Genomic DNA, 23,471 nt, shown 5'->3' on the forward strand with positions numbered 1-23,471 from the left:
GCATGCCTGAACCGGGAAATCACGCCATCCTTTTCTCCCGAGGCAGGACGTGACCGGGTCGAGGAGTTTCCCGTGGCGGAGGAAATCAGCGCCAATTCCGTGGTGAACAGGCGCTATCGGCGGCTTGTCCGGATCGCTTATCTGGTCCTGCCGGACGGGCTCGACCGGCACGACCGGGTGGTGCTCGCGCACTGGATCGTCGGCCGCGCCCGGCCCCGCCGCGACCACCGCGGCGACGCCGAGGCCATCTACGCCGCGCTGCGCGGCCGGGTGCTGGCCGCCGCGCTCGGCTCGGCCGCCCGCGTCGACCGGCGCGGGCGGCGCGCCGGGCGGATCCGGTCCGGGGCCTGGCTGCGCACCCAGCCGCTCGCCGCCGAGGCCGACCCGGCGACGCTGACCGCGCTCGCCCGGCTGTCCCCGCACGCCCGCGCCGCGTACGCGCTGCTCCGCCTGGAAGACCTGCCCGTGGACGCGGCGCGCGCCGAGCTCGTCGCGCTGGGCGTCCCCGGCCCGGACGCGCTGCTCGCCGAGGCCGGCGCCGTCCCGCCGCTGGGCGAGGCGGCGTCGCGCGCGCTCGACCCGACCGTGGTCCGGCTGCACGCCCGCCGCGCGTTCCGTCCGCTGGCCTCCGTCCGCGAGCTGCGCACCGGACGCGCCGCGCTCGGCCTCGCCGCCGCGGCCGTGGCGACCGCCACCGCGTTCGCGCTGTTCGGCGGCGGGATCTCGATCGAGGGCGTCCGCCTCGCCGACGGCCCGGCCGCCGAACCGAAGGCCGGACGCGTCACCGCAGCCCCCGCCGACCTGTGGCGCCGCACCGGCCGCTTCGACCTCGCCGCCTGGCCGGCCCGGGGCAACCTCGTGCACGACTCCGGGTTCGTCGCCCAGGCCGTCCACGCGTGGGAGAACTCCAAGCGCGCGCCTTCGGCCCTGTCCAGCGGGCCGCAGCTGCTGTTCGCCGGGACGGTCGGCAAGCACCGGGTGACGCTGCTCCGCGCCGGGGACGCCGTGGCCCGCTACCTGGACGGCCGCCTGGAGGTCTTCCCTGTCGCCTCCACCCGGTCGGCGGATCCGGCGCACCCGTTCGACCGGCAGCGCCCGCTCGACCCGCCGCAGCCGACCGGTCAGGACCAGCCGACCGGTCACGAGCAGCCGTCCGGCCCGGAGCACCCGATCGGCCAGGACCAGTCGGGCGGGGGCCAGCCGCAGCCGGACGGCCCGCCGCAGTCCGTGGGGCAGCAGCAGTCGCAGGCCCAGACCCACGTGCTCGGCCCGACGCGGCCGGACGGCCCGTCGCAGCCGGGAGGCCAGGAGCAGCCGACCGGAGGGGCGCAGTCTCCCGGCCGGGGCCCGGCGGCCGGACAGTCGCAGCAGCCCGGGCAGGGGCGGCTCCTCGGAGCGTCGCAGCCGGACGGGTCGGCAGTCCAGGCGTCGCCGCTGAAGATCCTGCCGGGGCGCTACCTGCTGCCGCCGTGGGTGAGCGGCGTCCGCGCGACCGACCTCGCGTCCGGCGGGGCGGCGTGGACGCCCGTCCCCGTGCACGACGGCCTGACCGGGCCCGTCCCGCAGCCGGGGCACGGCGGGTGCTGGCGCGGCCCGGTGCTGGAGCTGTCGCAGCCGCAGGTCCCGAACGGCCGTCCGTACACCGTGGCCGACCTCGGCGAGCTGGTGTCGGCGAACCTGCTGTACGAGCCCCCGCCGCCCGCGCCCGTCCTGCCGCACCAGGTCGGCGGCGGGCCCGACGCGCTGCCCGCCGGGTTCGCGCTGTGGCACCGGCTGGGCTGCGGCGACGCCGGACCGGACGCGCTCGACCGGCACGGACGCGGCGACGTCGAGTCCGCGACCGCCTGGGACTTCTGGACCGGCCCCCTGCCGGACGGCGCCGGCCCCGGCCACTGGGTGTGCGCGCGGTACGCCTACACGGGCGGACGCAGCGCCACCTACGTCGCCCTGCTCGACGGCCGGGACTCCCGTGTCAGCGGACACCGCCTGGACGCCGCCGACTGCTCGCCCGCGCAGCGTGACCTCGCGGGCGCCACCTGGTGGCGGTCGCCGAAGGGCCGCTGGTACTACCTGGCCGCCGCGAGCCGCCGCGTGACCGTCCTCGCCGCGGACGGCCCGTTCGAGCACACCACCGCCCGGGACGACTTCCTCGCCGGACGCGGGCCGGTCGCGGCGTCCCCGCCGTCCGGCCGGATCGTGGTGAACGCCCGCGGCACCGACCAGGCCCCGGTCCCCGTCTACCGCCGCGACGCCGGCTGACGGGTCCCGGGACTCCCCGCTGACGGGCCCGGTCCACCGCCGCGACGCCGGCCGACCGGTCGCCGCGTCCGCTCCGAGGTGTGATCAATATCGGCCGCCCTGGGGTCAGTGACCGCTTACTGCGTCGGGCACAATGGGAGCGGCAACCGACGAGAGGGGCGCGAGATGGGACGAGGGCCGCTGGCCGGGGTCAGGGTCGTCGAGCTGGCCGGGATCGGGCCCGGCCCGTTCGCCGCGATGCTGCTGGCCGACCTGGGGGCCGACGTCGTCCGGGTGGACCGCGCGGCCGCCGCGCGCAAGGGCGGCGAGGCGACCGGCGGGACCGACTTCACCAACCGGGGCAAGCGCTCCATCGCCGTGGACCTCAAGAACGAGCGGGGCCGCGAAGTGGTCCTGCGCCTGGTCGAAACCGCCGACGTGCTGCTGGAGGGGTTCCGCCCCGGTGTCACCGAGCGGCTCGGCCTCGGCCCGGACGACTGCCTCGCGCGCAACCCGCGGCTCGTCTACGGGCGGATGACGGGCTGGGGCCAGGAGGGCCCGCTCGCGCAGAGCGCCGGCCACGACATTGGCTACATCGCCGTCACCGGCGCCCTGCACGCCATCGGCCGCGCGGGCGGCCCGCCGCAGGTCCCGATGAACCTGCTCGGCGACTTCGCGGGCGGCAGCATGTACCTGGTCGTCGGCGTCCTCGCGGCGCTGCTGGAGTCCCGGACGTCCGGCCGCGGCCAGGTCGTGGACGCCGCGATCGTGGACGGCACGACCCACCTGTCCACCTTCATCCACGGCTTCATGGCGGGCGGCCTCTGGCAGGACGAGCGCGGCGTGAACATGCTCGACACCGGCGCTCCCTGGTACGACGTGTACGAGACCGCCGACGGCGGGCACATGGCGGTCGGCGCGCTGGAACCGCAGTTCTACGCCGAGTTCCTCCGCCTGCTCGGCCTCGCCGACGCCGGCCTGCCCGGCCAGCACGACCGCGACGCGTGGCCCGAGCTGCGCGAGCGCTTCGCCGCCAAGTTCAAGGAGCGCACCCGCGACGAGTGGGCGGAGATCTTCCTGCCCTCGGACGCGTGCGTCGCGCCCGTCCTGTCCATGAACGAGGCCGCCCGGCACCCCTACAACACGGCCCGGGACGTCTTCGTCGAGCGAGACGGCCACCTCCAGCCCGCCCCGGCGCCGCGCTTCTCCCGCACGGCGACCGACACCGACGGCAAGCCCGCCTGGCCCGGCGGCCACACCCGCTCCGTCCTCGCCGACCTGGGCATCGAGGACGCCGACGACCTCATCGCCTCCGGCGCCGTCGCCGAAACCTGACGGCCCTCCGCACCCGGCTGATCGTCCTTGCGGCGGTCAGCCGGGGAGCGGGCCGTTCGGGGGGACGGTCGTGATGGTGACGAGGTGGTGGCGGAGCGCGCTCGCCAGCTCGGCCGGGCCCATCCGCTGCGGTTGCAGGACGCCGTGCATGGTGAGGCCGTCCAGCAGCGCGTTCAGGCGGATCCGCTCGGCGCGCAGGTCGAGGCCGGTGCGGAGCGCGCCCAGGCCGTCCGCGGCGGCGAGCAGCTTGTCCAGCATCCCGGCCAGGTCGTCGTACAGCTCCTGCGCGTAGGGGCGCAGGTCGGGGTTCGTGCGCGCGGACGTGACGAACGCCAGCCAGACCTCGGCCTCCTCGCGGCGGCGGTCGTCCAGCGGGAGGGTCTCGGCGAGCAGCAGCTCCAGCGTGGTCACGTGCTCGGCGGCGGGCGCGTCCGGGTCGGGCATCCTCAGCCGCCCGGCCGCCTCCCGGATGCGCTGCCCGGCGCGCTCGGCGAAGTACCGCATCGCGAAGATCATCAGGTCGGCCTGGCCGTCGAAGTAGTGCCGGACCGAGCCGACCGCCAGCCCCGCCTCCGCCGCCACCGCGCGCAGCGAGGCGTGCTCCAGCCCGTCGCGCCGCGCCACCCGGAAGATGGCCTCGGCCACCTCGCGACGGCGCTCCCCGGGATCCACCAGCTTCGGCATGGTTGTTTTATAGCACACCTGTGCTACGTTGTTCATATAGCACGGTCGTGCCAAATAAAGGGGAGGGAACCATGGCCGAAGTCCTCACTTTCCTGCTGCTCCGCCTGGCGATCGTGGTCGGCGGCATCCTGCTGCTCGCCGTCATCGCGATCACGCTGCTGGTGATGCTGAAGCGGCACGGCCAGCTGGCCCGGGCGCGCTCGTTCGCCGAACCGGTCGTCCGGGGCTGGGCGGAACGGCCCCCGTCCGACGGCGGCGGCGCCCTCCGCCGAGCCGCCATGCGCGAGGCGCTCGACCGCCTCGACCGCGCCGAGAGCGGCGGCAGGTCCGGCTCCGCGCCAAGCACCCGCACCGGAGGTTCCGGCTCCGAGGGTGCCTAGCGCTCGACGGCCCGCCTTCTGGGACGGCGCTTGACGTCCACGCCGCCCCAGAAGGCCAGCCCGGAGATGACGATCTCCGGCGCGCCCGGGATGCCGGGCCCGGTGGCGCGGTGGTCGAAGCCGCCCATGATGCCGATTCCGGTCACCCGGACGTTCACGTCGTCCGGGACGATGATGTCGATCCCGCCCATGATGGCGACCGCGTTGATCCGGGTCGTCCGGGACGTGAACCGCGCCTCGCGCAGGTCGATGTCGCCGCCGCCCCAGAACGCGAACGCGGTGAACGTCTCCGGGACGGTCCAGACGCCCTTGCGGTCGAACCCGCTCATGATCGCGATGCCGTTCGTCCAGGTCGGGGTCTCGCCCGGGACGACCACGAACCCGCCCGCGCCCGCCCGCGCCGCCGGGGCCGGTCCGGACGGCGCGTCCCCGGCGGCCGGCAGGTCCCGCGTGAGCGGCTCCAGCTCGGCGTACGTCTTCGCCTTGTAGACCGCGTCGAGCCGCTCGTCCACCTCGTCCAGGGTGAGGCGGCCCTCGCCCGCGGCGTCCCGCAGGATCGACGCGACCCGGTCGCGGTCGGCGTCGGAGGCCCGCATCTCCGGCGGACGCGCCAGATCGGGCTTCTCGGGCAGGTTCGTCATGGCCCACACCCTACGGGCCGGGGCCTAGGGCCTGTTTCGAAGTGGCCTCGGCCATGCGCGCGAACGCGTGACCAACCCGACGGAGCGAAGCCGAAGGCGAGCGAAGCCGGGTTGATCGCGAAGCGATGCCGCGTTCGCCCAGGCACGGTCACGGAGCGAGCCGCTAGGCGAGCGCAGTGGGCCGTGACTGCGTAAACACGCCGCTAGGCGAGCGCAGTGGGCCGGGACTTTGAAACACAGCCTAGGCGCGGCGGGCGTGGCGGACCCAGGCGGCGATCTGGGCGCGGGACGCGAGGCCGAGCTTGGCGAGGATGTGCTCGACGGCGGTGTCGACCGTCCGGCGCGCCACCGCGAGCCGGTCGGCGATCTCCCGGTTCGACAGGCCGCGCGCGACCAGCACCGCGACCTCGCGCTCCCGGCCGGTGAGCGGCTGCCGCTCCGGCTTGGGCGCGGGCTCGCCGCGGGCCAGCGCGATCGCCTCGGCGACCGACAGCCGCGCGCCGCGCTCCTTGGCCGCCTGGAACCGCTCCGGCGGCAGGCGCTTGCGCAGCGCGTGCTCGGACGTGGCGCGCCGCCGCTTGTAGTCCGGCCCGTACATGCCGGCCGCGCCGATCCGCCGCCACATCGCCTCGGTCGCGCCGAGCAGCATCGCCGCCTGCTCGTACTCGCCGTGCACGACGGGCGCGGGGGTGAGCAGGTCGAGCGCGAGCGTGATGCCGAGCTGGTCGCCGAGCCGCTCCTTGATCCGCAGGCAGGCGAGCAGGTCGTCGGTCGCGGCCCCGTGCTCGCCCAGCCACCACAGCGCCGCGCCCCGCGCGTACAGCGCGAACGAGTGGCACCACCGCTCGCCGGTCGCCTCCCCGTCGCGGGCGGCGAGGTCGGCGAGCGCGAGCGCCTCCTTCTCCTTGCGCTGCAGCAGCAGGACGGTCGACAGGTGCGGACGGGTCAGCAGCGCCAGCGGGTCGCGGTAGCCGAGCCGGTCGAACGCCTCCCGCGCCCGCTCCATCCGGACCCGCGCCTCCTCCAGCTCGCCCTCGAACAGCGCGATCAGCCCCTCGCCGTGCACCACGTGCGCCCGCAGATCCGGCGCGCACGCCGCCTCCCCATCCGCATCCGCGGCGGCCTGGGTGAAGAGGGTGCGGGCCAGGTCGGTCTCGCCCTGCTGGACGGCGACCATGCCTGCGCCGTAAGCGATCCACGCGCGGTCGAGGGCCACCTGCGCCTCGTCCTCGGGGGACCCGGCGTGCGCCGCCAGCGCGCGCTCGTGCCAGCGCCGGGCCTCGCCGAACATGCCCAGGCAGATCCAGTAGTGCTGGAGGACGACCGTCAGGTGCAGCCCGGTCGCGACCTCCTCCGGCGTGGCGAGGGAGTACTCCAGCGCGACGCGCAGGTTCGGGTTCTCCTCGCCGAGCCGGGTCAGCCAGCCGAGCTGCTCGGTGCCGAGCGCCGCCTCGCGCCCGCGTTCGGCGAGGTCGAGGTAGTGGTCGCGGTGGCGGCGGCGCAGCCGCGGGCCCTCGCCCAGCTCGGCGAGCCGCTCGGCGCCGTACTCGCGCAGCGTGTCGAGCATCCGGTAGCGGCGGCCGTCCTGCTCGACCTGGACGACCGACTTCTCCACCAGCCGCCCGAGCACCTCGAACAGCTCGTCGCCCGGCAGCCCGTCGCCGCCGCAGACGCGCTCGGCGGCGGTCAGGTCGAAGTCGCCGGGGAACACCGACAGCCGCGCCCACAGCAGCCGCTCCTCGCCGGTGCACAGCTCGTGGCTCCACTCGATCGCGGCGCGCAGCGTGCGGTGCCGGTCGCCGCCCGCGCGGGACGTGCCGAGCAGCTTGAACCGGTCGTCCATCCGCTCGGCGAGCTGCTCGACCGACATCGTGCGCATCCGGACGGCGGCCAGCTCGATCGCGAGCGGGATGCCGTCCAGCCGCCCGCACAGCCGCGCGACGACGGGGCGGTTGTCCTTGGTCAGCGCGAACCCCGGCACCATCGCCTCGGCCCGGTCGGCGAACAGCGCCACCGCGTCGTCCGCGCCCCGGACGGTCCCGGCGAAACCGCCCTCCCCGGCGACGGCGAGCGGCGGGATGACCAGGTTGTGCTCGCCCATCACGTCCAGCGGCTCGCGGCTGGTCGCCAGCACCCGCAGCCGCGGCGCGGCCCGCAGCAGCGTCTCCACCAGGGACGCGGTGCCCTCGACCAGGTGCTCGCAGGTGTCCAGGAGCAGCAGCAGCTCGCGGTCGGCGAGGTGCTCGCAGAGCCGCTCGGTCTGGTCGCCCGCCGCCTGGCCGGGCAGCCCGAGCTTGTCGGCGACGTGCCGGCCGAGCAGCTCGGGCGCGCGCAGCGCCGACAGCTCCACCAGCCACGCGCCGCCCTCGAAGTCGCCGCGCAGCTCGGTGGCCAGCCGGATCGCCAGCCGGGTCTTGCCGACCCCGCCGACCCCGGTCAGCGTGACCAGGCGCGAGCGCGCGAGCACGCGCCGGGCCTCGGCCAGCTCGCGCCGCCGGCCGATGAACCGGGTCACCTCGGCGGGCAGGTTGCCGCCGTGCCGGTCGTCCGCCAGTGCCGTCACCGGTCACCTCGTCAGGGGGAGGGGTGCGTCGGGGGATGCTGCGTCGGAAAAGAGCCGTGTCAGGAGCCGTCAGGGGTGCCGCGCCGGGGGACGCGGGCGGAGGTGCGAAGGGATCTGTCGGATCGGTGCGTCAGGATGGGTGCATCGTACGCCGTCGGAGGCCCGGCCACCGGGTTATCGCGGGTCAGCGCGGCCGGTTATGGACGGACGTCCCGCTCCAGCCGCACCACCACCGACTTCGACGTGGGGGTGTTGCTGACCTCGGCCGTGCTGTCCAGCGGCACCAGCACGTTCGTCTCCGGGAAGTACGCCGCCGCGCAGCCCCGCGCCGTCGGATAGGCGATGGCGCGGAAGCCGGGGGCGCGCCGCTCGGTGCCGTCCGTCCACTCCGAGACCAGGTCCACGGTGTCGCCGTCGGCGTGGCCGAGCGCGGCGAGGTCGTCCGGGTGGACGAACACGACGCGCCGTCCGGCCTTCACCCCGCGGTAACGGTCGTCCAACCCGTAGATGGTGGTGTTGTACTGGTCGTGGCTGCGGACGGTCTGGAGCAGCAGCCGCCCCTCCGGCACGCGCAGCACCTCCAGCGCGTTCACGCTGAAGTTCGCCTTCCCCGTCGCGGTCGGGAAGCGGCGCTCGTCGCGCGGCGCGTGCGGCAGCGTGAACCCGTCCGGCTCGCGGACGCGCCTGTTGTAGTCCTCGAACCCCGGGACGACCTTCTCCACATGGCCGCGGATCACGTCGTAGTCGCCTTCCATCGCGTCCCAGCGCAGGCCGTACCGGTCGCCGAGCACCCGGCGCGCGAGCCCGGCGACGATCGCGACCTCGGACCTGAGCTGCGGAGACGCGGGCGCGAGCCGTCCGCGCGAGGCGTGCACCATGCCCATCGAGTCCTCGACCGACACGAACTGCTCGCCGGACGCCTGGACGTCCCGCTCCGTGCGGCCCAGCGTCGGCAGGATCAGCGCGGTCGCGCCGGTGACGGCGTGCGACCGGTTCAGCTTCGTCGACACCTGGACGGTCAGCCGGCAGTTCCGCATCGCCGCTTCGGTCACGTCCGAATCGGGGGTGGCGCGGACGAAGTTGCCACCCATCCCGAAGAACACCTTCACCTTGCCGTCGCGCATCGCGCGGATCGCGTCCACGGTGTCCAGGCCGTGCTCGCGCGGCGGCTCGAAGCCGAACTCGGCGGCGAGGGCGTCCAGGAAGGCGGGCTTCGGCTTCTCGTAGATCCCCATCGTCCGGTCGCCCTGGACGTTGGAGTGGCCGCGCACCGGGCACACGCCCGCGCCCGGACGGCCGATGTTCCCGCGCAGCAGCAGGAAGTTCACGACCTCGCGGATCGTCGGGACCGAGTTGCGGTGCTGCGTCAGGCCCATCGCCCAGCACACCACGATCCGCTTCGCCGCGAGGACGTCGCCGAGCGTCGCGGCGATCTCCCCGCGGGTCAGGCCGGTCGCCGCGAGCACGTCGTCCCAGTCCAGCGCCTTCACGTGGTCGGCGAACGCCTCGAACCCGTGGGTGTGCTCCTCGATGAACGCGCGGTCGACGGCGTCCGGGACGTCCGACTCCAGCAGCAGCCGGTTCAGCGCCTGGAACAGCGCCAGGTCGCCGTTCACGCGGATCTGCAGGAACCGGTCGGCGAGCTTCGTGCCCTTACCGACCACCCCCGACGGGACCTGCGGGTTCTTGAACCGGATCAGCCCCGCCTCCGGCAGCGGGTTCACCGCGACGATCCGCGCGCCCGCCTTCTTCGCCTTCTCCAGCGCGGACAGCATGCGCGGATGGTTCGTGCCGGGGTTCTGCCCGACCACGAAGATCAGATCGGCCTGGTACAGGTCGTCCAGCAGCACCGAGCCCTTGCCGATGCCGATCGTCTCGGTGAGCGCCGAACCGGACGACTCGTGGCACATGTTCGAGCAGTCCGGAAGGTTGTTGGTGCCGAACGCCCGGACGAACAGCTGGTAGGCGAACGCGGCTTCGTTGCTGGTGCGGCCGGAGGTGTAGAACACCGCCTCGTCGGGGGAGCCGAGCGCGGTCAGCTCGTCCGCGACCAGGCCGAACGCGTCGTCCCAGGAGATCGGCTCGTAGTGCGCCGAGCCCGGCCGGCGGACCATCGGCTCGGTGAGCCGGCCCTGCTGCCCGAGCCAGTGGTCGGTGCGGACGGCCAGCTCGTCCACCGTGTGCTCGGCGAAGAACTCCCGGGTGATCCGGCGGGTGGTGGCCTCCTCGGCTACGGCCTTCGCGCCGTTCTCGCAGAACTCGGCGGTGTGCCGGTGGCCGGGCTCGGGCCAGGCGCAGCCGGGGCAGTCGAACCCGTCCTTCTGGTTGACCTTGAGCAGGGTCAGCGCGGTGCGCCTCACGCCCATCTGCTCGACCGAGTCGCGCAGCGCGGCCGTCACGCCCGGCACGCCCGCCGCCCACCGCTTCGGCTTGCCGACCTCCATCGCGGAGTCGTCGAAGTCCTCGCGCGGCGCCTCACGGCTCATCGTCCACACCCATTCCCGACCTTGGAACCACTGCCCTACCACTCTCGCACCCATTCTGCGCGATAGGACACCGTGCACCCGCCCACCTGCGCAGACACCCACCCGAGCGCGATCAGCAAGCGGTGCCGATCAGCGGAGGGGCGCGGTTCTCGGGCGGTGCCGGTCAGCGGGTGGTGCGGCCGGTCGGCGGGCGGTGCGGTCAGCGGGCGGTGCGGCGTTCGATGGCCCAGGCGGCGACGCGGGTCCGGGAGGTGAAGCCGAGCTTGCCGAGGATGTGCTCCAGGTGCGAGTCGACCGTCCGCTTGGCGATCACGAGCCGCTCGGCGATCTCCCGGTTGGTCAGGCCCTCGGCTACCAGGTCGGCGATCTCCAGCTCGCGCCGGGTCAGCGGGGTCTCCTCCGGCGCGGCGTCCGGCGCGTCCGGGCCGGGACGGCGCGCGGCGGGCAGGTCGTCGTCGCCGAGCGCGAACGCCGCCGCGTCCTCGACCTCCAGGGCCGCGCCCTTCGCGAACAGCTCGGACACCCGGTCCCCGCCGAGGGCGTCGCGCAGGCCCGCGACCAGCGCCTCGCGCATGGCCAGGTAGTGCGTGCCGCGCTGGATCGGCGAGCCGAGCAGGTGCCACAGCTGCTCGCCCGCGCCGCACAGCACCGCCGCCCGCTCGGGGCGCTCGGCGGTGATCGCGCACGCGCCCATCAGGTCCAGGCAGACGACGATGCCGACCAGGTCGCGGCAGGCGGCCTTGACGCGCAGGCTCTCCCGGATGTCGGCCTCGGCGCGCTTGCCGTCGCCCTTCAGCCAGTGCGTGGTGCCGCGCATCCAGACCGCGGACGCCGCCGTCCACCGCTCGCCCGTCCGCGCGCACACCTCCAGGCTCCGCGCGCACAGGTCGAGCGCCCGCCGGAAGTCGCCCAGCAGCGCGTGCGCGCCGGCGTGCGCGTAGTGGACGTTCAGCGCGATCGGGTTGCGGTAGCCGATCCGGTCCCAGACCAGCTCGGCCTGCTCGTAGGACGCGACGGCCTCTTCGAGGTCGCCCTCATAGAACCTGATCAGGCCGATCTCGAAGTGCGCGTGCGCGAGCAGGTCGGGGTCACGCAGCTCGTCGGCCCGGACGAGCAGCCCCTCCAGGACGTCCCGGGCCGGATCGAGGTCGCCTTGCTGGATGGCGTAGGTGGCGTTCCAGAACTCCGTCCAGGCGCGTTCGGGCCCGTCGTCGCAGGCCTCGGCGGCCCGCTCGTACCAGGAGCGCGCCTCGCCGAACAGCCCGGCGAAGTACCAGTAGGGCGCGAGCCGCAGCGCCAGCCGCACGCCCGCCTCCTGCTCGTCCGGCGTGGACAGCGACCACTCCAGCGCGACCCGCAGGTTCGCCTGCTCGTCGCGCAGCCGCCCGAACCACGCGAGCTGCTCGGGGCCGAGCTGGTTCGCCGCGACCCGCTCGGCCAGCGCCGCGTAGTGCTCCCGGTGCCGCCGCCGGACCTCGTCCGCCCCCTCCAGGCGCTCGGCGCCGTACTCGCGGAGGGTGTCGAGCATCCGGTAGCGGCGGCGGTCCTCCTCGTACTGCAGGACGGACTTCTCGACGAGCCGTGTCAGCAGGCCGAACACCGTCCCGGCTGGCAGGTCGGCGTCGGCGCAGATGCGCTCGGCGGCGGTGAGGTCGAAGTCGCCGGGGAACACCGACAGCCGCGACCACAGCAGCCGCTCGGCGCCGGTGCACAGGTCGTGGCTCCAGGTGATCGCGGTGTGCAGCGTCTGGTGCCGGAGCTGCCCGCCGCGGGTCGGGCCGAGCAGCCGGAACCGGTCCGACAGCCGCTCGTCCAGCTCGTCCACCGACATCGCGCGCAGCCGGACGGCGGCCAGCTCCAGCGCGAGCGGGATGCCGTCGAGGCGGCGGCACAGCCGCGCCACCGCCGCGCGGTTCGCGCCGGTCACCGCGAAGCCCGGCCGCACCGCCGCGGCCCGCTCGGTGAACAGCCGCACCGCGTCGCAGGTCTCAGGGTCGGCGGCGTCCTCGGGCGGGACGGCCAGCGGGCCGACCGGCAGGATGTGCTCGCCGATCACGTTCAGCGGCTCCCGGCTGGTCGCGATCACGTGCAGCCGCGGCGCGGCCCGCACCAGCACCTCGGCGAGCAGCGCGCAGCCGTCCAGCAGGTGCTCGCAGGTGTCCAGGACGAGCAGCAGGTGCCGGGACGCCAGGTGCTCGGCGAGCAGGTCGACCGGGTCGCCCGCGCCGACGTCCGGCAGCCGCAGCGTCTCGGCGACCGTGCGGGCGAGCAGCCCCGGATCGCGCAGCGCGGACAGCTCGACCAGCCACGCACCGCCCTCGAACGCCGCGCGCAGCCCCGCGGCGGCGCGCAGCGTGAGCCGCGTCTTGCCGACCCCGCCCGGCCCGCAGAGCGTGACCAGCCGCGACCGCTCCACGGCCCGCCGCACCTCGGCGAGCTCGTCCCGGCGGCCGACGAAGCCGGTCATCTCGGCGGGAAGGTTTCCGGGCCGGAGCTCCGTCGCCAGAGTGGACACCGCCGCCTCGACCCTCGCCTCGGGAACCTCGGACTCTCGTATCCTACGCCGCGGCCACGCTCGGTGTGCGCCCGCTTACGAAGGATTCCGCGCCCTCTCGCGAACGAATCCGCGCGCCCGCGACCCCCGCTGCGCGTTTCTGCGAAAACCCGCGCCCCCACGAAACAAACCACGCGCCCCGCCCGTCCGCCCGCGGTCAGGACGGGTTGGGGCCGGGCCAATCCTGCGGGGGGTCGTCCATGGCGAAGGCGAGGGCTTCGGGGAGTTGGAGGGAGCGGCCGCGGGTGATCAGCTCGCGGGTGCGCGCCTCGCCGAGGGCGCGGACGATCGAGGCGATGCCCTCCTCGCGCAGCCCGGCGTAGTGCGGGCCGCGCAGGGCGTGCATGCCGAGGGTCTCCCAGAGCCGTCCGGACGCGCCCGCCAGCACGGCCGCGCGCTCGTGGCCGCCGTCCGCGACCGCGCAGGCCATCAGCAGGTCCAGCGCGAGCGCGATGCCGCCGAGGTCGTCGAACGCGGCGCGCACCGGCAGGCTGGCGCGGACGTCGGCGAGCGCCGGGCCGGTCTCCCCGGCGAGCCAGCGGGTCGCGCCGCGCATCCACACCGCCACCGCGCGGCACCAGCTCTCGCCCCGCGCGTCGCAGATCGCCAGGCAGCGCGCGCACAGCTCCAGCGCCTCGGCCACCTCGCCGCGCAGCGCGTGCACCGAGGCGATGTCGGTGTGCACGGTGATCGCCGCGACGTCGGAGTAGCCTGCCTCCTCGTAGTGCGCGCGGGCCTCCCGGTACAGCTCCAGCGCGCCGGGCAGGTCGCCCGAGTGCAGCCGCAGCCGCCCGAGCTCCTGGACGGCGTGCGCCCGCAGGTCGGGATCGCCGGACGCCTCGGCGAACGCGACCGCCGCGTCCAGCAGCTCGGCCGCCGCGCCGAGGTCGCCCTGGAGCAGGGTGAACATGCCCGCCGCGTACAGCGCGCGGCCGCGTTCGGGCAGCTCGCGCGGGGTGGCCGCGAGCGCCTGCTGGTACCAGGTGCGCGCCTCGCCTATCCGGCTGGTGAGGAACCAGTGGTCGAGCAGTGACACCGCCAGCCGCAGGCCTGCCGCGCGCTCGGCGGGTGTCTCCAGCGACCACTCCAGCGCGGCGCGCAGGTTGCCCGCCTCGTTCTGCAGCCGCCGCGTCCACCACAGCTGGCGCGGGCCGAGCCGGTCGCGCGCGGCGTGCCCGGCGAGCGCGGCGTAGTGGTCGCGGTGCCGGCGCCGCAGCAGGTCGCGCTCCCCGGCCTGGACGAGCCGCTCGGCGCCGTACTCGCGGAGCGTGTCGAGCATCTGGTACCGGTCGGCCTTCGGGTCGAACCGGACCACCGACTTGTCGACGAGCATGGTCAGCACGTCGACCAGCTCGTTCGGCGGCAGGTCGTCGTCGGTGCAGACGGCCTCGGCGGCGGCGAGGTCGAAGTCGCCGGGGAACACCGACAGCCGCGCCCACAGCATCCGCTCGGCGGGCAGGCACAGGTCGTGGCTCCAGGTGATCGCGGTGCGCAGCGTCTGGTGCCGGTGCTCGGTCGTCCGGGACGCGGTGGCGCCGCCGAGCACCCGGAACCGGTCCGACAGCCGCTCGACGATCTCCTCCACGGGCATCGCGCGCAGCCGGACGGCGGCCAGCTCCAGCGCGAGCGGGATGCCTTCCAGGCGGCGGCACAGCTGGCACACCGCGGCGTGGTTGGCGGGCGCGACCGCGAAGCCGGGGCTGGACGCGACGGCCCGCTCGGCGAACAGCGTCACCGAGTCGCACGCCGCGCCCGTGTCGGGGCCGCCGCCGGCGCCCGTGCCGTCCCGCGGGCCGGGCACCTCCAGCGGCGGGACGGGCACGATGTGCTCGCCCACGACGTTCAGCGACTCGCGGCTGGTGGTGAGGACGCGCAGCCCGGGCGCGGCGGTCAGCAGCCGCTCGGCCAGCAGCGCGGTCGCGTGCACGAGGTGCTCGCAGGTGTCCAGAATGAGCAGCAGCTCGCGGGCGGCGAGCCGCTCGGCGAGGAACTCGGCCGGGTCGCCGAGCCGCCGGCCGGGCAGCCGCAGCGTCTCGGCGATCACGCACGGCAGCGACTCGGGCGCGCGCAGCCCGGACAGCTCCACCAGCCACACCCCGTCCGGGAACAGCGGCCGCGCGCGGTCGGCGGCGCGCAGCGCGAGCCGGGTCTTGCCCACCCCGCCGGGCCCGAGCAGCGTCACCAGCCTGGCCCGCTCCAGCGCGCCCAGCACCTGGTCCAGCTCGGCCCGGCGGCCCACGAAACTGGTCGACTCGGCGGGCAGGTTGCCCGGCCGTCCTTGCAAACTCGCCACCGCTGGCCTCGGCTATCGCGTCGGGTTCGGGGGATCGTGCGGATCGCGGCGCGCCCTCCTGCCGGAGGACAGGACGCGGCCATCCTACGCCGGTCGGCACCTTTCGTGACGACCTGATTACCGGTCCCGTACCAGCGGTTCCGCCGGACCGCCGGCCGCCGGCTACTGCGGCGGGCCGTCCGCCAGCTTGATCTGCTGCGTGACGCCCTGCCCGCCGGACGGCCGGTAGGTGAGCGCGACCGTGTCCCCGGGGTGGTGGAGGAGCAGCAGGTCGGTGAGGGTGCCGGGGGAGTCGACCGGCTTGCCGTCCAGCGCGGTGATCACCGCTCCGGTCGGGATGTTGCGCTGCTCGGCGGGGGAGTCGGGCAGCGTCGACTGGACCAGCGCGCCGCCCTGCCCGCCGCCGGTGCCGCCCGTGCCGCCGGTGCCGCCCGTGCCGCCGGTGCCGCCCGCGCCCTGGCCGCCGGCCGCCTGGCTGACCTCGACGCCGAGCATCGCGGTCTTGCCGATGTGCACCTTCGGCCCGCCCTGCCCGGCGAGGATCTGCTCGGCGATCGCGAGCGCCCGGTTGATCGGGATCGCGAACCCGCGGCCGCCGCCCTGCTTGGCCATCTTGAACCCGGCGGACGCGGCGGTGTCCATGCCGACCACCTGGCCGGCCGCGTTGTACAGCGGGCCGCCCGAGTCGCCCGGACGGATCGCCGCGTCCGTCTCGATCAGCCCGGACAGCTTCTCGGACGACCCGTCCGAGTCGTCCCGCGCCACGACCGACGCGTCCTTCGCGGTCACCTTGCCGCGGGCGACCTTCGGGGCGCCGCCCTTGCCGCCCGCGTTGCCCTTCGCGGTCACCGGATCGCCCTCGGCGACCTTGTCGGAGTCGCCGAACGCGGCGGGCTTCAGCCCCGCGCCCTTGGCGTTCCCGAGCCGGATCACCGCGACGTCGTTGGACTTGTCGTAGCCGACGACGTGCGCGGTGTAGGTCGCGCGGGTACGGGTGTCGGTGACCTTGATCGAGGTCGCGCCCTGGATCACGTGGTTGTTGGTCAGCACGATGCCGGTGTCGCTCATCAGGATGCCGGTGCCCGCGGCGAGCGTGCTGCGGTAGCCGAGCTCGGTGTCGACGTTGACGATCCCGCCGCCGCGGACACCCCCGGCGGGCCGGTGCACCGCGTAGGGCGAGGACGACTCGGCGACCGCGGGCGAGGCGCCGCCCGTCCCCGCCAGGATCGGCCTGACCAGCAGGAACGCCGCCAGACCGGCGAGTGCCAGCAGCACCAGCCAGCCCGCCGCCGAGCGGGACCCGCCGGGTTCGGGGCCGGTGCGGTCCGGGACCGGGTACATTCCGCCTCCTCGCGCCGCGGACGCGGACGGAATACCCGCTGCGTCGTCTTTACACCATGGCGGCTCTACATCATGAAACGCACCGGGAACCGGAAATGTTCGGGATCTTCGGACGGGAGAGTCCCGGATCACCTGATCCGGACATCCGGTCCGTCCCGCGGACGGCCCTCCGCCGCGTGCCGCGCGGGGGTCAGGAGGCGGACGTGAAGTACCGCCGGGGGTTGGCGACGAGCATCTGGTCGATCTGCTCCTCGGTCACCCCGGCCGCGCGCAGCGCGGGCAGCACGTCGTCGGTGAGATGCCGGTAATGCCAGTTCGGGGCGATGGGGCGCAGCACCTCGGGGTCGGGCCCGAACCAGTCGATGAAGCAGGACGCGTCGTGGCTGAGGACCATCCGGTCGGCGTAGCCGCGTGCGCAGAGTGCCGCGACGGTCGCGGTCCGTTCGGGCGTCGAATTGTAGGCGTCGATCCCGAACCGGTCCATGCCGAGGATCGCGCCGGTGTCGGCCAGCTCCGACAGGTAGTCCAGGTCGTTGGAGTCGCCCGCGTGGCCGACGACGACCTTGGCGAGGTCCACGCCCTCCTTGCGCAGCAGCTCCAGCGCGCCGCGCCCGGTGTGGGACGCGCTGTGCGTGTGGACGGTCACGGGCGCGCCGGTCTCGCGGTGCGCGGCGGCGACGGCCCGGAGCACCCGCTCGACGCCGGGGGTGAACCCGGGCTCGTCCACGGCGCACTTGAGGAACGCCGCCTTGACGCCGGTGTCCGCGATGCCCTCGGTCAGGTCGCGGACGAAGTCGGCGACCATCGGCTCGGGCCCGCCGAGGACCGTGCCCGGCCCCCGGTGGTGGAACTGGAACGGCAGGTCGTTGTAGGTGTAGAGCCCGGTCGCGACGATGATGTTCAGGTCCGGGACGAGGTCGGCGATCCGCTGGATCCGCGGGATGTACCGGCCGAGCCCCCACACCGTCGGGTCGGCGATCGTGGTGATGCCGCGCTCGACGAGGCCGGTGAGCTTCTCCACGGCGTCCGCGACCCGCTCCTCCTCGTCCCACCAGGCGCCGGTGCCGTAGTTGCGCTGGTGGTACTCGTCCAGGACGAAGACGTGCTCGTGCATGAACGTCCGGCCGAGACCGGCGACGTCGACGGGGCCGCGCACGGTCTCCACGGTGGGCATGCCTCGAACCTAGGCCGCCGCCGTGAACGCCGTCAATGACGGTCAGCCGCCCATCCCGGCGGAGACGTAGAGGGTGACCTGCCGACCTGCCGTGACGGGTGTGCCGCCCTCGGGGTAGCTGCGCACCACCAGCCCGGACGCCCGGGACGACGGGACCTTGATCACCGCGCCCACCGGCAGCCGCCGCTCGGCCAGCCGGTCCGTCGCGCTCCGGACGGCGAGCCCCGCGACCGGCGGCACCGTCACCGCGCCGGCGGCCCGCCCGACCTGGGCCGTGGTGACCGTGGCGTCCGGGCCGCCGGGCGGTGACCCGCCCGGCCTGCCGCCCACCAGCACCGTGAGGCCGAGCACCAGCCCGGCCGCGGCCGTCGCGCCGCCGCCGAGCAGCAGCATCGTCCGCCCCGGGATCTCCTGCGGCCGACTCTCGGGCATCCCGCGCCCCCATCGCCCGGGGACGCCCCGACCGCGTCCCCTCTGGCCCGATGGGACTCCGTTTCCCGAGATCGAGTTCGCCCCGGGCCCGATTCGGCATGGACGGCGCCGTGGCGCCCGGTCAGAACGGGTACAGGAAGCCGATCTTGACCTCGTGCAGCAGCAGGGACGCGGCGACGCCGACCGCGAACAGCAGTGCGAGGCCCGCCGCCGACAGCCCGCCGAGCACCGACCAGCGGCCGACCTGGTAGCCGAGCGGCAGCAGCGCCGGGTCGCGGCCGCGCACCGGCCACGGCGCGCGCATCGGGGACGTCCCCGGCACCTCGTCGATGATGTCCGGCGACGCCTCGACCGGCACCGGCGGCGTCGCCGACGCCAGCCCGGACGCCCACAGCAGCAGGTCGGCGACCTCGCCCGGCGCGGTGGACAGGCCCGACCCGAAGTACCGCACCTCGGACGCGACCTGCTCCAGCGTCCGCACCGAGTTGCCGAGCCCGACCTCGGCGAGCCAGTCGCGCAGGCCGCCCGCCGTGACGTCCCGGCCGACCTCGGTCTTGACCAGCAGGTCCAGCTTGGTGACGATCACGCCGATGCGCTTCTGCCGGCCGCGGTCCGGACGCGTCCGCAGCTCGTTCAGGACGCGCTGCAGCGTGTCGGCCGGGTCCTCCTCGGACGTGCCGGCCGACTCCTCGACCAGGTGCAGCTCCGACTCGCCCAGCGAGTGCCGGACGTAGGGCAGCGCGAACGGGTCGACCACGAACAGCAGCGCCTCGCCGTGGTCCAGGTAGCGCAGCGACTCCACCTCGGTCGCGCCCGTGTAGTGCTCGCCCGCCGGGTCGAACAGGTACAGGATGCGGCGGACGCGCCCGGGCAGCTCGACGTCCAGCATCGTCGCGAGCGGCAGTTCCGGGCCGGTCTTGGCGGGCCGCCCGCCCGAGTTGAACACCTGGACCATCGCCGCGTACGCCTCGGCGTGCCGCCGCTCCACGAACGCGAGCCGCCCGTGCGCCGCGCGGGCGCGGGCGTGCAGCGCGCGGATGCCGAGCACCATGAACGTGGTCTTCCCGGCGGCCGGCCCGCCGACGAACGGCAGCGGCTCGATCCGGACGCGTCCGATGCGCTCCGGCAGCCGTCCCTCGCAGTGCGGGCAGTACGCGGCGAGCCGGAACCGGCCCAGCGGGACGGTCGTCGGCAGCCGCGTCCCGCACTTGCAGACGTGCCGGAACGCGCCCGCCGCGCCGGGCGTCAGCCGCGGATGCCGCGCCCCGCATCCGGGGCACGCGTACACCGGCAGCCCGATCCGCTCGTAACAGAACGGATGCGGGCACGTCTGCAGGATGCGGCCGTACACCATGAACCCGCGCTCGACCGCCGCCAGCGCGAGCACGCACACCGACCACGCCGCGAGCCCGACCGCCGCGACCGCCCCGTACAGGACGGTCAGCGCGAGCCCCAGCACCGCCGCCGGGACGGCCGCGACCACGATCCCCGCGCACACCGCCAGCCAGAACGGGAACGCGAAGAACCCCCACAGGCCGCCGAACTGCAACTTCGTCAGCCGCACGATCGCGCTGCGGGCCGTCTCGTACACGCGCGGGACGACCGTCCTGGTGATCGTCCACCAGTCGCGCCACGCCTGGCCGAGCAGGTACGTCCGGTACGACACCTCCGGCTCGTCCACCGGGGACGGGCCGCTGCGCTCGCGCGGCGTCAGCGCCCGGACGGCGTGCAGGTAGTACAGCCCGAACGCGGCGAGCCCCGCGGCGGCCACCGCCGCCGGGAACAGCACGGGGAACACCAGGACGAACCCGGCGTACATCGCGCCGAGCCACACCACGATCATCAGTCCGATGACGACGGGGCCCACCCGATCACCCCCGCCGCGCTTCGTCGAGCAGCGCCTTCAGCGCGCCGCGCAGCTCCGGTTCCGACCCGAACCGCGACTCCAGGTGCCGCGCCGCCAGGAACCCCGACGCCGCGCCGCGCACCCACTCCTCCAGCGCGGGCTCGCGGACGCCGCGCGCCCGCAGCCGCAACGCCACCTCGACCAGCTCGTCCCGCCGCTCGCCGTCGCCGCCGCGCCTGCGCCGCGCGCCGGGGCCGCCCGTCCAGCACACCCCGAGCCGGGCGCGCGCGGTCGGCGACGCCGCCGCGAGCAGCTCCGCCCGGAACGCCGGGTCGCGCCGCTCCAGCCGTTCGGCCGCCGAGTCGAAGGCGCGCGCGGCGAGGCGTCCCGCACGCGGCAGGGCGTCCAGCGCACGCGCGGCCGCCGCGGGCTTCTCGGCCGTCACCGCGTCCGCGTGGGCCCGCACGATCGCCGCGTCCGCGTCGGCCGCGCCGCCCGGCAGGACGGTCCGGACCCGCTCGGCCAGCCGCAGCGTCGAAGCCTCCGCCAGCCCGCCGTACCCGGCCGCGACCTTCACGAACGTCCGCGAAGGCAGCACGCCCAGCGCCGGATGCTCGGCACACGCGTCCGGGAACGCCGCCAGCAGCTCCAGGCAGACAACGGGATCAGGCGGCTCCTCCCACACAACGCTCCACACCGGATCGAGCTCGGCGACGCTCAGCCCCAGCCCGAGGATCCTCCCGGTCACCGCGACCCGGCGCTCCGGCACCCTGCGCCCGACCGACGCCAGCACCTCGGCCGCCACCACGTCCGGCGGACTGAACCATCCACGCGGCTCGGCCGACGCGTAAAGCTCGTCATAGAGCAGGTCGCAGGCCGCATCGGTCAGGACGGCCCGGCGTGTCGAGGCGTCCGCCGCCTCCAACCCGTTCAGGACGCCTTCCAGCAGCGCCGCCCGCTGATCCGCAGGGCACTCGACGAACGCCTTCGGCAGATCGGACGCGCCGGTCCGGGCCCGTCCCGAGGCAGCGGCCACGAGATCCGCATCGGCCCCGTTCCCGGCCAGCCGGACGACCGACGTCAGATCGGGCGCCTGCGAGAGCGCGCGGGCCGCGCACTGCCCGGCCACCTCGGACGCGCCCGCCGCGTCCGCCCACCGGTGCACCGCGAGCGCCAGCTCGTACCCCATCGACGGGACGCCCTGCACGAGATCGCCCCACACCCAGTCGGGGATCGCCGTCCCGTGCCGCGTGAGCAGGTCGGCGGCCCCGGCCTCCTCGTCCTCCGGGACGCCGTGCTCGCCTCGGCACAGGGCGAGCAGCCCGGCCGCGCGGTCGAGCACGGACGGGTCGACCGTGTCCGGCGAGGACCCGAGCAGCGCGAGTTCGGCCAGCGCGTCCAGCCCGGCGAAGTCCGCGTCACGCCAGCACGTGGCGACCGTCCGCGCGAACCGCCCCACCTCCTGGCCGTCCGCCACGGGCCGATCGAGCAGGAACGCGGGCGACGTGCGCTGCGCTGACGCCCATACGTCCGGCGTCGTCCCGACAAGCCGCTGCGGGGCGCCGTCCGGGTCCGCGCTGTAGGTGACGAACGACAACGCCGAAGCCGCCGCGACCGGCAGCGAATACGAGACGACCGCGATCCACCGGGCAATGACCTCCACATCGGACGCCACGAGCACCACACGCCCGTGCCCCCGCCCGAGGACGTTCACGACCGCGTCCACGATGCGCGCGAGCCGCTCGTACTCGTCCTCCGGCTCGTCCGAGAGCCACGCGGCCAGCGCCTCCGGATCGAGCCCCTCGTCGGGGACCAGGTCGTCCACCTCGGGAAGCTCGGTTCCCTCCTCCGGCGCGTCCGTCCACAACGCCGCATGCCACAACTCGGCGGGACGGACGCCTTCCAACTCGTCCGGCTCGGCGACGACCGCATGCGCGAAGAAGTTCCCGTACCGTCCCGAGTAGTCGCGTCCCAGGTACCGGCACCGCAACAGCAGCGGCCGCCCGTCCACCCGGTCATAGAGCAGCGACACGGGGAACTGGTCCAGCTCGTCATCGGCCGGCGACAGCGGCGCCTCCGGCGGCGGACGGTACGACAGGTGCGGCGTCACGCGCGCGCGCATCCCGTCCGGCAACCCGGGCGTCTCCGCCACGAACTGGAACCCCGACCGCCCGGTGGGCCCGCGCCGAGCCGACGTGTAATGCAACTGCCACGCCACGATCGTCACTCCCCGTCAAGCATCCCGAAGCGGTAGAGGAGCCAGAGCAGTGGGTCTTCGGCGCGGTAGGGGCGGACGCCACCGGCGCCCACGCGGTCGCCTTCGGGCATGGAGCCGAGGGCGGAGAGGCCGAAGAGGGCGTAGTCGGCGTACTGCTGGGACAGGAACAGGTCGAGCTGGCCCGCGTTCCAGTCGTGCAGCAGCGCTCTGACCTGCTCGTTCACGGCGGAGCGGTCGTCCAGGTCGAGGACGCCGGAGCCGGAGCGGGAGCGGTGCAGGGCCGACTGGCGCGAGACCGCGGGGCCGAGCGCGTCGATCTTGGTGAGGGCGACGGCGACCGGGACCGGGAGGCGCTCGCCGGGGCGCAGGCCGTGCCGGAGGCGGAGCGCCTCGGTGACGCGGGCGATGATGTTGATGGGCTCGCTGTCCGGGTCCTCGCCGAGCGTGCCCTCGCGGGTCTGCGCCTCGTCGGCGAGCGCGTTGTGCGCGCCGGGTAGCTCCAGCGGGTCGACCAGGAAGATGATCGCGTCGGCCGCTTCGAGGTAGCGCAGGTGCAGGTCGCGGACCTCGCGGCTGCGCAGGTCCTCACCGGCGGTGTCGAACAGGACGAGCGCGAGCGCGTCGTGCTTGGCGCGTGCCAGGCCGCCGAGCGGGGTGCGGGCGAGGCCGCCGAGCGGGGTGCGCGCCAGCTTGGACGGGCGGGTGCGGGTCAGCAGGTAGACCAGGGGTTCGCGCGGGGCCGTCGCGGCGCTCGCCGTTGTCGGCAGCAGGCGGCGCTCTTCGAGCAGCGGACGGGCGAAGTCGCGCTTGTAGCGCTCGATCGTCCGGTCGTCGCAGGCGACGAGCGAGGTGTCGAGCTCGGTGCCGACCCGGTTCATCAGCTCGTGCAGCAGGACGGCGATGTAGGTCGACTTCCCCGCGTTCTTCGCGCCGACGAGCGCGACGATCCGTCCGGGGGAGTCGCAGTAGGCGGTCGGCAGCGGGTTGTGGCACTCGGGGCAGACGCGGTTGTGCGTCGGCTGGCCGCAGTCGGGGCAGTCGGCGCGTCCGCCCGAGCGGGGCGGCGCGGCGAACACCGGCGGCAGCGACGCGCCCGCCGTCGAGCCGGTGTACTCGGCCAGCTCGCGGTCCAGCACGGGGGCGCAGCCCTGCCGCCGCCCGACCTGGCCCCGGCAGCGGAACGGGATCCGCTGCGGGTTGATCTCCACGAAGCAGTACGGGCAGGTGATCTCCTGCCGGGCGAGGCCGGGCAGGCTCACCCGGGACGCTAGGGACACCGGCTCCTC

15 protein-coding genes are annotated in these 23,471 nt (G+C 74.9%); 3 read left to right on the top strand and 12 right to left on the bottom strand.

Features of this window, described 5'->3' with window-relative positions:
* The first annotated feature begins 72 nt into the window (after positions 1–72).
* The gene (locus FHU30_RS08615; RefSeq protein ID WP_253873724.1) at positions 73–2,259 is read left to right on the top strand and encodes a hypothetical protein; all 2,187 of its coding nucleotides are present in this window, start codon (positions 73–75) and stop codon (positions 2,257–2,259) included.
* A gap of 165 nt (positions 2,260–2,424) precedes the next feature.
* Positions 2,425–3,573, top strand: a complete 1,149-nt coding sequence (locus FHU30_RS08620; protein ID WP_253873726.1) for a CaiB/BaiF CoA transferase family protein — start codon at positions 2,425–2,427, stop codon at positions 3,571–3,573.
* Between the two features lie 36 nt (positions 3,574–3,609).
* Here the strand turns inward: FHU30_RS08620 and FHU30_RS08625 are convergent, their stop codons facing one another.
* On the bottom strand, positions 3,610–4,257 hold the full coding sequence (locus FHU30_RS08625) for a TetR/AcrR family transcriptional regulator (RefSeq protein WP_253873728.1): 648 nt from the start codon (positions 4,255–4,257) through the stop codon (positions 3,610–3,612).
* Between the two features lie 71 nt (positions 4,258–4,328).
* Between FHU30_RS08625 and FHU30_RS08630 the strand changes: the two genes are divergently transcribed.
* Positions 4,329–4,637, top strand: a complete 309-nt coding sequence (locus FHU30_RS08630) for a hypothetical protein (protein WP_253873730.1) — start codon at positions 4,329–4,331, stop codon at positions 4,635–4,637.
* On the opposite strand, the gene FHU30_RS08635 is transcribed toward FHU30_RS08630, so the two are convergent.
* The 11 genes from FHU30_RS08635 to FHU30_RS08685 all read right to left on the bottom strand — a co-directional run bounded on the left by FHU30_RS08635 (position 4,634) and on the right by FHU30_RS08685 (position 23,462).
* The gene (locus tag FHU30_RS08635; protein WP_253873732.1) at positions 4,634–5,278 is read right to left on the bottom strand and encodes a DUF1707 SHOCT-like domain-containing protein; all 645 of its coding nucleotides are present in this window, start codon (positions 5,276–5,278) and stop codon (positions 4,634–4,636) included. The two genes, FHU30_RS08630 and FHU30_RS08635, sit on opposite strands and share 4 nt — an antisense overlap.
* A gap of 241 nt (positions 5,279–5,519) precedes the next feature.
* Positions 5,520–7,841, bottom strand: coding sequence for an ATP-binding protein (locus FHU30_RS08640; RefSeq protein ID WP_253873734.1), 2,322 nt, complete (start codon positions 7,839–7,841; stop codon positions 5,520–5,522).
* Positions 7,842–8,038: 197 nt separating this feature from the next.
* Positions 8,039–10,327 carry an FdhF/YdeP family oxidoreductase gene (locus FHU30_RS08645; protein ID WP_253873736.1) on the bottom strand — a complete coding sequence of 763 codons (2,289 nt, stop codon included), beginning with the start codon at positions 10,325–10,327 and terminating at the stop codon, positions 8,039–8,041.
* 199 nt (positions 10,328–10,526) lie between these two features.
* Positions 10,527–12,794 (bottom strand): ATP-binding protein, encoded by a 2,268-nt coding sequence (locus tag FHU30_RS08650; RefSeq protein WP_253873738.1) that lies wholly within the window; start codon positions 12,792–12,794, stop codon positions 10,527–10,529.
* A 244-nt stretch (positions 12,795–13,038) separates the two neighbouring features.
* Positions 13,039–15,174, bottom strand: a complete 2,136-nt coding sequence (locus FHU30_RS08655) for an ATP-binding protein (RefSeq protein WP_253873740.1) — start codon at positions 15,172–15,174, stop codon at positions 13,039–13,041.
* A 162-nt stretch (positions 15,175–15,336) separates the two neighbouring features.
* Positions 15,337–16,515, bottom strand: coding sequence for a S1C family serine protease (locus FHU30_RS08660; protein ID WP_253873742.1), 1,179 nt, complete (start codon positions 16,513–16,515; stop codon positions 15,337–15,339).
* Positions 16,516–16,705: 190 nt separating this feature from the next.
* Positions 16,706–17,689 carry a phosphotriesterase family protein gene (locus FHU30_RS08665; RefSeq protein ID WP_253873744.1) on the bottom strand — a complete coding sequence of 328 codons (984 nt, stop codon included), beginning with the start codon at positions 17,687–17,689 and terminating at the stop codon, positions 16,706–16,708.
* Positions 17,690–17,731: 42 nt separating this feature from the next.
* Complete coding sequence (locus tag FHU30_RS08670; RefSeq protein ID WP_253873746.1) at positions 17,732–18,121, bottom strand: PASTA domain-containing protein; 390 nt, start codon at positions 18,119–18,121, stop codon at positions 17,732–17,734.
* A 121-nt stretch (positions 18,122–18,242) separates the two neighbouring features.
* On the bottom strand, positions 18,243–19,988 hold the full coding sequence (locus FHU30_RS08675; RefSeq protein WP_253873748.1) for a TRAFAC clade GTPase domain-containing protein: 1,746 nt from the start codon (positions 19,986–19,988) through the stop codon (positions 18,243–18,245).
* A 4-nt stretch (positions 19,989–19,992) separates the two neighbouring features.
* Entirely contained in the window at positions 19,993–22,185 is a 2,193-nt protein-coding gene (locus FHU30_RS08680) for a GAP1-N2 domain-containing protein (RefSeq protein ID WP_253873750.1), read from the bottom strand.
* Between the two features lie 5 nt (positions 22,186–22,190).
* Complete coding sequence (locus FHU30_RS08685; protein WP_253873752.1) at positions 22,191–23,462, bottom strand: GTPase; 1,272 nt, start codon at positions 23,460–23,462, stop codon at positions 22,191–22,193.
* Between the last annotated feature and the right edge of the window lie 9 nt (positions 23,463–23,471).

Source organism: Actinomadura rupiterrae (assembly GCF_024172125.1).
Classification (GTDB): domain Bacteria; phylum Actinomycetota; class Actinomycetes; order Streptosporangiales; family Streptosporangiaceae; genus Spirillospora; species Spirillospora rupiterrae.